The organism is Sphaerospermopsis sp. FACHB-1094 (assembly GCF_014696195.1).
GTDB lineage: Bacteria > Cyanobacteriota > Cyanobacteriia > Cyanobacteriales > Nostocaceae > Sphaerospermopsis > Sphaerospermopsis kisseleviana.
Genome location: NZ_JACJPT010000009.1, coordinates 31,820 through 44,391, shown reverse-complemented (window position 1 = coordinate 44,391; position 12,572 = coordinate 31,820). Strand labels below are relative to the sequence as shown.

The following is a 12,572-nucleotide window of genomic DNA, read 5'->3' as shown; positions in this document are numbered from 1 at the left end:
GATATCTATTATTTAGAAAATTGAAATTTTGAAATTATCGCCCTTGTTAGTCCCAACTGCAAGGATCAACAATCAAGCTCAAATAAATCTACTGTAAAAATCCTTGATTGGTCCATAAGTCTATTTACATAAAACCTGCTTTCAGGAATCATGGGCTTAAAACATTAGATTTAAACGCAAGATTTAGAAACAGAAAAATTAACCGCAAGGTACTGGGCAATTTGTCAAACAATTGTTATCTTTCTTAATACAGAGGAAAAACAAATGCTGAAAACAAATATCAGCCCAAGTCTCACACCCTTGGCTTTTCTGTCACCAATATCACTGTTAAGCGTTGTTTTTTGAGGTTTTAACTATGAATCAACCAATAGAGCTTTCCTTGGAACAGCAATTTAGCATTTGTTCATTTGCTACACAGGTCAAGAACATGAGCCATGAACAAGCACAAGAGTTTTTGGTTAAACTCTATGAACAAATGGTTGTAAGGGAAGCAACTTATAAAGAGCTTCTCAAGCATCAGTGGGGATTAGATTCAGGTTCCACTATGGCATAGAGTAGGTTTGCTTTTGTCGCAGTGGGCGACCTCCTTCTCTTGCTTGGTTCCACCAGCGGAAAAAAGCTGGGGATGTTGGGGCGTCAACTTCGATTACCAGTCACCTAACTCTTGATCTCATAGGATCTGACACAGGTAAATTCAGTAATCATATTTCAGTCTAATAATGCCCAGACCAATTTTGTAGAAGATGCTATTGTATATAGCTGAAACTAATTTAGTGGAATACAAAAATTACCCAAAAAGCTCATATCTCAAAGAATAGAGCCGTTTGTTGTTTGCTTCCTCCTGCTGCCAAGGATGTCGACATCTTTTTATTATGTCGAGAGTGCAGTTAAGTTTAGCTTTCCATTTTATATAACTATAATTTGCGTTAATCAAGAAATTTTATTTACAAAACTTTACTTATTATCCAGATATATCAAAGGATGAACCAGTATCACTTGTTTGCAGTTTAGCTAATATTTGCCGTTTTATCTTTTCATACTCCTGTTTGAGAAAATTTTTACTAACTTGAGCATCTGCGGATGATGTCAATACTTTGCTGATTTCTAGCCACTCTTGCAGTCTTTCGCGTTGAATAGGGGCAATACTAGAGGAAAGAACATGAGTGCAGTGACCTTCCAGGAGTGAGTTTAGTGATTTGTTTCTGCCACGGGAGGGGATTGTCATTAACTGGAGTTTAGACTAGCTTTATTTGGACCTGTTTTCTCTGTGGTTAGTGGGGGAATAGGTACGATTTTGGTGGTGGTTGTGACGGCGATGATTTGGCCGGAGATCCGCAATTTGGGGGCGTTGCATGAGGATTTATAGGGGAAATAATCTCACGCAAATACGCAAAGAAAGAAGGAGTCTGAGAAATGAACTATTCATGACTTCTCTGGTTGAAAGTTGATGAATAATGAATTACATTAAAAATAATGCAATATAATGTTGTGCATTATTGAGGTAATTTCATGAGTACCACGAGTTTTCGGCTTGATGATGACTTACAAGAGAAACTTGAAATCACTGCCAACCGTACTAAGCGTTCTAAAGGTTGGATAATTAATGATGCTCTCCGTCGGTATATTGAGCAGGAAGAACTTAAACAAAGGATATTGGAAGAAACTCAAGAAGCTTTAGCTGATATTGAAGCCAGTCGCGTGGTATCAGGAGAAGAGGTGATGAAATGGTTGGAGACTTGGGGAACTGCGGCTGAAACTAAGGCTCCTTTGCTATGAAATTAGAGTTTTCGGAAAGTGCAGTTCAAGATTTGATTCGTCTACGAGAGTTTATCGCGGTTCATAATCCCAAAGCGGCAGAACGCATATCTCTGCGGCTGCGACAAGCGATCGCAAAACTTGTACTGCATCCCGATATAGGGCGTTCTATACCGGAACTTGAAAATGTCCGTGAACTTGTAGCTGGTGATTATGTTGTGCGATATTTACGTCTTGAGGATGGGATTTTTGTATTAAGAATATGGCACGGTAAGGAGTTTCGTGATTTTGGGTAAAAACTGAATCAGGTTAGAAAAAGCTCACACCAACTTGTATAATTCTATATGTTATGTTTATCTTGAGTAACCCAGTATGACTCAGCACCCAGAAATAGATTACAAGCACGTTTTATCTGAACTTTCGGTTAACCGTAAAGATCCTTGTGAGGTTATTCGTGAGTTAATATCTAATTCCTACGATGCTCAAGCATCAAGAATCGAGATTTATCCTCTGTTGCAGTATCAAGGCTTTATATTCTTTGATAATGGTATTGGTTTAAGCGAAACAGAAGAAGTTAATAGAATAACTCCCTATAGAGCATTTTTTTCAATTGGTAAATCTACTAAAATTCAAGGTGACTTTATTGGTTACAAATGCCAAGGCTCAAAGTTATGCTTTGCTGCTAAAAAATTTGCTTTGATCACACGCTGTAGTAATGAAGATAATTGGCGGTCAATATCAATAGATAATCCTAAAGATAATTTAAGTCCTCAATATAATATCCAATCTAATATAGATAATCATCCTTGGCAAACCCTCCAAAATTTATTCTCTATACCTAAGAGACAAAGTACAAACATTATAAATAATTTGAACGAAGATTTTTTTTACAAAAGATTTACAACAGGAACTATGATTATTGTCCAAGGCTTGGAGGTAGAAAGATTTTCAACCTACTATAATTCAGAAGAAGATGGCATTACAAAGTGGTCATATCTCAAACATTATATTCGGTTTAATACAAGACACGGAGATATGAGAATTCTCCGTTATAGCGAAACAGATTTTCCTGCTAATAAGGCAAAATCTTTTGAGCAATGTTCTGGATACAATGACCAAAATAACGCTGTACGATGGTATCTGGGCAAATCCAACCTTCACCTTCAATCTGTCCAAATATATTATGCTGAAGCAAAAAAGTATATTGGCGATCGCCTTCATGCAGTCTACCTTTATATTGGCAAGATATTTCTGAACGATCGCTACCAGGAAACACCAACTTTGTCGCCATAGAAAACCAATCATCACGATCCCAAACTACCAAAGTCATACCTTTAAAGCTGATCGGCATACTATTTCTTTCCAACCAACTTCCTTGCATGATCCAGCGTCCTGGTTCCAACAAAAAACTGTGAGCCACCTTATAAATTCCTTTGATTTTTTTCAACAACAATAATCTTAGGAGTCAGGAGTCAGGAGTTATTGATTTTGGATTTTGGATTTTGGTCAAGCAGTGAGTTCTTGGGGGTTTCCCCATGAGCAACTGCTGTTAGCGTAATGTGCCGGAGGCATCACCCGAAGGTATTGTTTTTGTGATTTCCAATCTAAAATCTAACATCTAAAATCTAAAATTTTCCTCACTTATCACCTGTCACCGGATGTACTTCTCCTAAAACCACTTCTTGATCTGCTCCAGTTGCAACGGGTAAATTACCAGGAAGACCTAACTGTCTCCAATAGGCTAAAATAGCGAAAGCGATCGCTTCTTTAAACTCTGCACTTACCCCGGCTTCATCTGTAGTTAAAACTTTTACTGATTTCAACAATAACTCTAACCTGTGTTTTAAGTAAAGATTCTGACTACCCCCTCCACATAATAATAAACATTTTGGCATTCGCGGTAAAAAAGCATGGTAACTATTAACAATCGAAGCAGCCGTGAGTTCTGTAATTGTTGCCAGCACATCTGCCGGACTAAGTTGATATGCTTGACAGTCTTGTAAACACTGATGTAGATAAGTTACACCAAATAACTCCCGACCCGTAGATTTAGGAGGTGGTAAACGAAAATAATCTTGACTTAGCCATTTTTCTACCAATGGATAACAGGGACTACCACTAGCAGCCCAACTACCATTTTCATCATAACTTTTAGCACCATTGCTAAAATATTGCACTGCCAAATCCAAGAGACTATTTCCAGGACCAGTATCCCAAGCCAGAATTTGATTTAACCAGTCATCACGCCGGGGAGGTAGATAAGTTACATTGCCAATACCACCAACATTTTGAATACAACGTGCTTCCTGGGGATGACTCAGTAAATAGGCATCGACTCTAGGAACAAGAGGCGCACCATGACCACCAACAGCAATATCAGCCACACGGAAATTACTAATAGTAGTGATGCCTGTCAGGCGAGAAATTAAAGCACCCCGGCCAAGCTGCAAACTGTAACCTAATGATTGGGGATAGGGGAATGGTGACTGATGACTGGGTAAAATATTTCCTGAAACAGAATTTTCTGAAATAGAAAATCCTGGAGGTCGATGGTAAACAGTTTGACCGTGAGAACCGATAAGGGTGGCAGGGGGATAACCGACTTGAATATTTTGGGCTGCTTGCCGCTGATGCGTATTCATAAACTACTTGGGAAATACCGTGAAAACCGGGGTTACTGATTCCTGATAGGGATATGGGATAAGCTAGGGCGATCGCACTAGGCACTAATACTATGATCGGATGAATCAGTAGGACGACGCTGGCCAGAAATATTTCCCGTTGTTCTATTTTGCGTCCTAAAAATTCGGGGGTGCGTCCTACCATTAACCCAGTTATAAAGACGGTCAGGATCAGATAAATAAATAGGTAGGCTGTTCCTGTTCCTTGTCCTCCCCAGATTATCTGTACAAATAAATTGAATAAGCTAGAAAATATACCTTGGGGCATTAAGGAATCGTGCATTCCGTTAATTGCACCGGTCATGGTAGCGGTGGTTGTCACCGCCCAAAATGCTGTTTCTGCCCAGCCAAATCTTACTTCTTTTCCTTCTAAATTCGGTAGTTCTGTATTTAAAGCTTGGTTAATAATGGGATTTCCTTGCAGTTCACCCACTGCTGTAACCCAGATCATAACTATGAAGATTACAAACACCATCCAAAACAGTAACCAAGTTTGTTTCTGGTTATTGGCAAATACACCGTAGGTATAAATTAAGGATGAGGGAATTGCCATCATGGCAATGATTTCTAGTAAATTAGAAGCACCATTGGGATTTTCAAAGGGATGGGCTGAGTTAGCTGCAAAAAAGCCGCCGCCGTTGTTGCCTAACAGTTTGATAATTTCAAAGGAAGCAACAGGACCTCTGGCTATGTACTGTGTTCCTCCGTCTAGGGTTTGGACAACTAAAGTACCTTCTAATGTTTGTGGTACACCTAAAGCCAGGAGAGCGATCGCCCCAATAATTGAAAGGGGCAACAATATCCTAGTAATGGCAAGGGTAATATCAACGTAAAAATTCCCTAACTTTCGACCTGTTAACCCCCGAATAAATGCTATTCCTACTGCTAAACCAGTTGCTGCTGAGGTGAACATTAAAAAGCCTAAAGCTGCTGTTTGGCTAAAATAGCTTAATGTTGTTTCCCCTATGTAATGTTGCTGGTCAGTGTTAGTCAAAAAGGATATGGTAGTATGTAGCACTGTATCCCATGTAGGCATTACTAAACCGTTGGGATTCCAAGGCAGTATTCCCTGAAAAGAGATTAGTAAATACACAGAAATTGCCATGATTAAGTTACTACTGATGACTGCCCGGATATACTGCCAAGCTGTCATCTCCTCTTTTTTACTTACACCCCCCACTAGGTAGAAAATTTTTTCTATCGGGTTCATGATGGGATCAAGTATTGTGCTTTCTCCCAAAAAAACACGGGCTATGTATTGTCCCAATCGGGGTGTGATAGCTATGACAATACATAGGGTTAACGCAATTTGTAAAAAACCTTGTCCCATTTATTTATTACTCGATTACACTGAAGTTATAGCCAGTCAATATTGAAAAAATCACCGAAGTTACTCTTACATTAGATTGCTAGGTTTGGATAATGTCTCAATATCACCTCAATTTATCAATCTTGTTTTACTATTTTCTGGATGTTTGTGGGATTTAGTATTAAGAATATTTCATTTTTACTATTACTCATCTATTTTGCTGGTTATATTACTGATATTTTTTTATACAAAAAATGCAGTAAGCTTATACTTTCAAAAATATAAAAACTCCTGATAATTTTATTACATCTTTATTGGTTCCTAGTATAAGACTACACTTTTAATATATCGGATGCCAACCATAACAAAGGTTAGCAGATAATTATATTCTCTATTTCCGAGTTTTGGTAAAAATTATTAGTTGTGCAAGAAGATATAGGGAAATTATATATGTTGGCACATAGAGATTGTAAACAGGAATACAAGGGTTATTGGTTATGCCAATGTTGATTTTTGATTTTAGATTTGATTATTGTTATAAATTCTGAATTTTTACTGGATGACTAATTAACTGTTTTTGTAAAGCTACGGTAACAGCAGTCTGGCGATCGCCAACTCCCAATTTATGTAAAATAGCATGAACATGAACCCTCACAGTACCGGTGGTAATATAAAGAATTTCTGCTATTTGATGGTTAGTTTTTCCTGCCACTAAAAGTTGGAGAATTTCTATTTCTCGATGGGTGAGAGGATTGAGAGTTTTTGAGTTATTTTCTGAAGATAAATGAGCAGAATTTAAAGTCAAGGAAGAACGAATTGCTTGAGTTGCTATTTCATCCCACCAAGATGCACCAGCCGCGACAGAACGGAGAGCTAAAATCAATGTTTCCGCAGCTACACCTTTGAGACAATAACCTTGAGCGCCCGCAGTAATTAACTGTGTAATTAGAGATTTTTGAGAATGGGAAGTAAGAACTAAAACTGGTAAATTAGGGTATTTTTGTTTAATTTGATAACAAGCATCAAGACCGCCAATTCCTGGTAAACCAATATCTAATAATACCACATCCAGGGAATATTTATTAACTAAATCAATAGCTGTTTCTCCATCTTCAGCTTCAGCGATAATATCCAAACCAATTTCCTGTTGCAATCGTACACGCAAACCTAAACGAAAAAGTTCATCATCTTCAACAAGCAGAATTTTAATAGTGGTAGAAGACATTTTACCTAGATATTAGATATATTTAAAACTTCAGCAGACTGAAATAGAGAGTATCCCCATTTTGGGAAATAAACGCAGCAACACTAAAAAATCTCTCACAACCTCTTACCTTTGTGTCCTTTGCGTTCTTTGCGGTTCATATCAAGTTTTGGATCACTTTATTTCCCCAGTGAAAAATAAACTTACACATTTGGGATGCTCCCCTGAAATGGTAAAACAGGGAGCTTGAAGCCAAAAATAGCTCCATTGGGAACTCTGTTTTCTGCCCATATTATACCGTGATGGGCTTCAATAATTTGTCTAGATAAATAAAGTCCTAATCCTGAACCTTTAGCTTGACGTTGGGAAAGACTGCCATAATCATCATGTACTTGATAAAATCGCTCAAACAAGTGGGAAAAATGTTCTGGAGGGATACCAGCGCCCGTATCCATAATTTTTACAACTTGATAGGAAAGTAGGGATTCTAAGACCACTTCAACGCGATCGCCTCTTCGGGAATGATTAATAGCATTAATTAACAGGTTATCAATAACCCGTTGTAATTGTAGTGCATCACCAAGCACCCAGAGCGATCGCTTCCAATCAGAATCACCATAGTTTAATGATATATGAATACGACGATTTGCTGCTAATTCCATCAAAGTAGAAACTGCTGTTTCCGCCAAAACAGCTAAATCCACAGGTGCTAAATTTAGCTTTAATCCGTCAATATCATTACGATAAACATCTAACAAAGTTTCCAATAAAACCAAAGATGTTTGATGACTACGTGCCATTGTTGCTAAAACTTTTTCTTGACTTGGTGAAACCGCACCAAATTTTTCTTGTTGAAAAGCTTTTATAGTTTCAATTGCCCCTAAAAGTGGAGTTTTTAAATCATGGGTAAGTGTAGAGGCGAAATCTTCTCGTAGTCTCATTAATTGTGCTTGATTTTCTAATTGGGTTTGAGTGAGTGAAACAGCTTGTTGTGTGATTCTCAATCTTTGACTTAAAAATCCTGTAACTATCAATGCTATAGCTGCAATTACCCGATTAGCAATAGTAAAAAACTGAATTGATTCATTTCCAGGTATCCAAATATTGAAGATAGTTAAAAAAACAGCCAAAAATGTAGCACCTATTGTTGCTATTCCTCTAAACCAATAATTAACTAAGACAATTGATCCACTATAAAGATAGCCAAAAACATAATCATTGGGGGTAGAATATTCTAACAACACTAAACAGATAAATATAGTAATAATTATCAAAATTTTCCCCGTATACAATTTATTAGTTAATAATTTAAGCTGTAAATTTTTCATTTTGCACCCAAATGACATCATGATATTAATTTACATTTTATATAAAAACGACCCTTTTTACTCCTGACTCCTGAATTCTGCTGTAGCGTTTAGATTTTAACTAAACGCCCTAAACAATGATATATACCTGGCAATAAACACATAAATAGAAAAAATAAACATTTTTTATATCCTTGTATCCCTTGTTTTCTACCTCAAAATCAATAATCATATAAATTCATCAAGCCCAGATCACGGCAGTATCCCAAATGTGTAAGTTTATTGTTTTGGAATCTTGAAATTACTACTTGATACGATTGAACCGCAAAGAACGCAAAGAACGCAAAGGACACAAAGGTAAGAAGGTTTAAGAGAGTTTTTAGTATCGCTGTGTTCATTTTTTTAATTGGGATGCTCCCCAGATCACAGCTATTTGATTTAGTCTTTAAGGAGTTTTAATCATTCATGATACAAGGTTTATTACAAATAGCATTGACATTAATAATTGTCATTGCCACCACTCCCTTACTAGGAAAATATATTGCTCATGTTTTTCTAGAACAAAGAACAGTATTAGACAAAGTTTTAAATCCCATAGAAAGAATAATTTACAAATTGATTGGAGTTACTATTGAAGATAAAATGACAGGTTGGCAATATGCAAAAGCCGTACTTTATAGCAATATTGTCATGGCAATTTTGGTATTTTGTATATTTATTACTCAAGGATTTTTACCGCTTAATCCTACAGGATTAAAAGCACCAAGTTGGGATTTAGCATTACACACTACCATCTCATTTTTAACTAACACAGATCAACAACATTACTCTGGAGAAACAACCTTTAGTTATGCCAGTCAAACCTTCGCTATAGGTTTTTTAATGTTCACATCAGCAGCTACAGGTTTATCGGTAGGAATTGCCTTTATTCGCGGTTTAACAGGCAGAAAATTAGGTAATTTTTATATTGATTTAACCAAATCAATTACCCGAATTTTATTACCTCTATCTATTGTAGGGGGATTATTATTAATCATAGCTGGTGTACCAGAAACCATAGCAGGAGTAGCAACAGCAACAACATTAGAAGGATTAACACAAGCTATAGCTCGCGGACCAGTTGCCCACCTGGAAATTATAAAACAAATTGGTGAAAATGGGGGTGGTTTTTTTGGTGTTAACTCAGCCCATCCCTTTGAAAATCCCAATGGTTTTTCTAACTTATTAGAAACTTGGGCAATGATTTCTATTCCTTCAGCCTTGATTTACACCTATGGGGTATTTGCTAATAATATCAAACAAGGATGGTTAGTATATTGGATGGTATTTATCATCTTTGTTTTCTTAGTCATGATCACAGCTATTGGTGAATATCAAGGTAATCCTCTTGTTAATTCTGTATTAGGATTACAACAACCTAATTTAGAAGGAAAAGAAGTAAGATTTGGTTTCGCGCAAACAGCACTTTGGGCAGTGATGACAACAGCAACAATGTGTGGCGCAGTTAACGGAATGCACGACTCATTAATGCCTACTGGGGGATTTTCTACCCTTGTAAATATGTTTTTACAAATTATTTGGGGAGGACAGGGAACAGGTACAGCTTATTTATTTATCTACTTAATTTTGGCAGTATTTCTCACAGGATTAATGGTAGGGAGAACACCGGAATTTTTAGGGCGAAAAATTGAAAAACAAGAAATAGTTTTATCCAGCGTAGTGTTATTAGTTCATCCTTTTGCTGTTTTAATTCCTTGGGCGATAGTTTTTGCCTTTCCTGATGCTATTTCAGGTATTAGTAACCCAGGATTTCATGGTGTTTCTCAAGTAGTTTATGAATATGCTTCTGCTGCTGCAAATAATGGTTCTGGGTTTGAAGGTTTGGCGGATAATACCCTGTGGTGGAATCTTAGCACTAGCGTCAGTATTTTAGTCGGTCGTTATATTCCCATTATCGCATTATTGTTATTAGCAGATGGTATTTCTAGAAAACAACCAGTACCCATAACTGCCGGTACTTTGAGAACTGACACTCGTTTATTTACTGGAGTTACAGGGGGAGTAATTTTAATTCTGGGGGCGTTAACTTTTTTTCCTGTATTAGTTTTAGGTCCGATTGCTGAATGGTTTTTGATTAGTAAATAAACTTCAGATCCCCGACTTCTGAGAAAAAATCAGAATTTATAGAAAAGATTTAATCAAGAAGTCGGGGATCTTAACCTCACCAATAAAAAAGATATGAAAATTACAAAAACCCGACAAGAACGTAAACATACACCCAAAATTAAAATTTCTGGGCTTTATCCTAGCGCATTTAAACAAGCATTTGTTAAACTAAACCCCCGCCATCTAATCAAAAATCCCGTGATGTTTTTGGTGTGGGTAGGGACAATTATTACAGCTTTGGTAACTATTGATCCTCATCTTTTTGGTGTTACTTCTGGGAATAATCCGCGATTTTTTAATGGTTTAATTACCATAATTTTATTCTTCACTCTTGTTTTTGCTAACTTTGCAGAAGCTGTTGCTGAAGGTAGAGGAAAAGCTCAAGCTGATTCTTTAAGAGCGACAAAATCAGATGTTACAGCTAGAAAACTTCTTCCTGATGGTTCTATTCAAGAAATTAATTCTAGTCTTTTACGTCGTGGTGATCAAATTAAAGTTATTTCCGGTGATGTGATCCCCGCAGATGGAGAAGTAATTTCTGGAGTAGCTTCTGTTGATGAATCTGCTATTACTGGAGAATCTGCACCAGTATTAAAACAACCAGGAACAGATATTGCTAGTTCTGTCACTGGAGGAACACGCATTACTTCTGATGAATTAATCATTAAAGTTACATCAGATCCGGGACAAAGTTTTATTGATCGAATGATTTCTTTAGTTGAGGGTGCAGCGAGAACTAAAACCCCTAATGAAATTGCTTTAACTGTGCTTTTAGCAGTTTTAACTCAAGTTTTTTTAGTGGTAATTGCCACTTTACCTACCGTGTCAGTTTATGTTAAATCACCTGTGAGTATTGCGGTATTAATTGCTTTATTAGTGGCATTAATTCCTACTACAATTGGCGGTTTACTGAGTGCCATTGGTATTGCGGGTATGGATAGAGTCGCTCAATTTAACGTCATAGCTACTTCTGGAAGGGCTGTAGAAGCCTGTGGAGATATTAATACTTTGGTTTTAGATAAAACGGGAACTATTACTTTAGGCAACCGCATGGCTGAAGAATTTATTCCCATCCAAAATCATCCTTTAGATGAAATTGCGAAAATTTGTTTAGCATCCAGTATTTTTGATGAAACTCCCGAAGGAAAATCTATTGTTAAATTAGCAGAATCATTAGGAGCAAAATTAGATTTTAACCCCCAAACTGCGGAGGGTATAGAATTTTCTGCCAAGACGCGCATGAGTGGAATTAATTTACCCAATGGTGTGGAAATTCGCAAAGGTGCGGTAGATGCAATTAAAGGATTTGTGCGTTCTCGAAATGGGCAATTAACACCAGAACTTGATGTAGCCTATGAGCGAGTTTCTAAATTAGGTGGTACACCCTTAGCAGTTTGTCAAAATGATGAAATTTACGGTGTAATTTACCTCAAAGATATTATCAAACCAGGGATTAAAGAACGATTTGCACAAATGCGAAAAATGGGTATTAAAACTGTAATGTTAACAGGAGATAACCGCCTTACAGCTTCAGTTATTGCCCAAGAAGCAGGGGTTGATGATTTTATTGCGGAAGCAACTCCAGAGGATAAAATTGAAGTCATTCGCAGTGAACAAGCTCAAGGAAAATTAGTTGCTATGACTGGAGATGGTACGAATGATGCACCAGCTTTAGCTCAAGCAAATGTGGGTGTGGCGATGAATTCTGGTACACAAGCGGCAAAGGAAGCTGCTAATATGGTAGATTTAGATTCTGATCCTACAAAATTAATTGATATCGTTACTATTGGCAAACAATTACTCATTACTCGCGGAGCATTAACAACTTTTTCTATTGCTAATGATGTCGCTAAATACTTTGCAATTATTCCGGCGATTTTTCCTGGTATTGGTGTGAATGGATTAAATATTATGGGTTTAGCAAGTACCCAATCTGCTGTGTTATCAGCTTTAATTTATAATGCTTTAATTATTCCGGCTTTGATTCCTTTAGCATTAACTGGTGTGAAATTTCGTCCTTTAACTGCTGATCAACTTTTGCAAAGAAATATCTTTATTTATGGTTTGGGTGGTGTGGTTGCTCCTTTTATCGCTATCAAAATTATTGATGTTTTAATTGTGTCTGTGGGTTTAGCTTAATCAATTTTAGA

8 protein-coding genes and 4 pseudogenes are annotated in these 12,572 nt (G+C 36.9%); 6 read left to right on the top strand and 6 right to left on the bottom strand.

The features are described from left to right. The first annotated feature begins 355 nt into the window (after nt 1–355). Nucleotides 356–553 carry an NblA/ycf18 family protein gene (locus H6F47_RS04335; RefSeq protein ID WP_096568971.1) on the top strand — a complete coding sequence of 66 codons (198 nt, stop codon included), beginning with the start codon at nt 356–358 and terminating at the stop codon, nt 551–553. A 408-nt stretch (nt 554–961) separates the two neighbouring features. On the opposite strand, the gene H6F47_RS04330 is transcribed toward H6F47_RS04335, so the two are convergent. After that, entirely contained in the window at nt 962–1,225 is a 264-nt protein-coding gene (locus tag H6F47_RS04330; RefSeq protein WP_190347618.1) for a hypothetical protein, read from the bottom strand. A gap of 284 nt (nt 1,226–1,509) precedes the next feature. Here H6F47_RS04330 and H6F47_RS04325 point away from each other — a divergent pair, with 284 nt between their 5' ends. From H6F47_RS04325 to H6F47_RS27755, 3 genes and pseudogenes are all read left to right on the top strand, one after another. Next, nucleotides 1,510–1,776: a CopG family ribbon-helix-helix protein gene (locus tag H6F47_RS04325; RefSeq protein WP_096568974.1), complete on the top strand. Its 267-nt coding sequence runs from the start codon at nt 1,510–1,512 to the stop codon at nt 1,774–1,776. Next, nucleotides 1,773–2,051: a type II toxin-antitoxin system RelE/ParE family toxin gene (locus H6F47_RS04320; protein ID WP_190647819.1), complete on the top strand. Its 279-nt coding sequence runs from the start codon at nt 1,773–1,775 to the stop codon at nt 2,049–2,051. Before H6F47_RS04325 ends, H6F47_RS04320 begins: the two co-directional genes overlap by 4 nt. Nucleotides 2,052–2,127: 76 nt before the next feature. Beyond that, a pseudogene (locus tag H6F47_RS27755) lies at nt 2,128–2,493 on the top strand (ATP-binding protein); the annotation flags it as partial. A 379-nt stretch (nt 2,494–2,872) separates the two neighbouring features. On the opposite strand, the pseudogene H6F47_RS27750 reads toward H6F47_RS27755, so the two are convergent. The 5 genes and pseudogenes from H6F47_RS27750 to H6F47_RS04295 form a co-directional block, all read right to left on the bottom strand. After that, a pseudogene (locus tag H6F47_RS27750) lies at nt 2,873–3,175 on the bottom strand (hypothetical protein); the annotation flags it as partial. Nucleotides 3,176–3,392: 217 nt separating this feature from the next. After that, nucleotides 3,393–4,379: pseudogene (locus H6F47_RS04310) on the bottom strand (anhydro-N-acetylmuramic acid kinase); the annotation flags it as partial. 1 nt (nt 4,380) lies between these two features. Beyond that, nucleotides 4,381–5,766, bottom strand: a pseudogene (gene kdpA, locus H6F47_RS04305) (potassium-transporting ATPase subunit KdpA); the annotation flags it as partial. Nucleotides 5,767–6,280: 514 nt separating this feature from the next. Further along, nucleotides 6,281–6,970, bottom strand: coding sequence for a response regulator transcription factor (locus H6F47_RS04300; protein ID WP_096568998.1), 690 nt, complete (start codon nt 6,968–6,970; stop codon nt 6,281–6,283). A gap of 182 nt (nt 6,971–7,152) precedes the next feature. After that, entirely contained in the window at nt 7,153–8,277 is a 1,125-nt protein-coding gene (locus tag H6F47_RS04295; protein ID WP_190347614.1) for a HAMP domain-containing sensor histidine kinase, read from the bottom strand. A gap of 444 nt (nt 8,278–8,721) precedes the next feature. On the opposite strand from H6F47_RS04295, the gene kdpA (H6F47_RS04290) reads away from it, so the two are divergent. After that, entirely contained in the window at nt 8,722–10,401 is a 1,680-nt protein-coding gene (kdpA, locus tag H6F47_RS04290; RefSeq protein WP_190347613.1) for a potassium-transporting ATPase subunit KdpA, read from the top strand. Nucleotides 10,402–10,494: 93 nt separating this feature from the next. After that, the gene (gene kdpB, locus H6F47_RS04285; RefSeq protein WP_190347612.1) at nt 10,495–12,561 is read left to right on the top strand and encodes a potassium-transporting ATPase subunit KdpB; all 2,067 of its coding nucleotides are present in this window, start codon (nt 10,495–10,497) and stop codon (nt 12,559–12,561) included. Nucleotides 12,562–12,572: the final 11 nt, after the last annotated feature.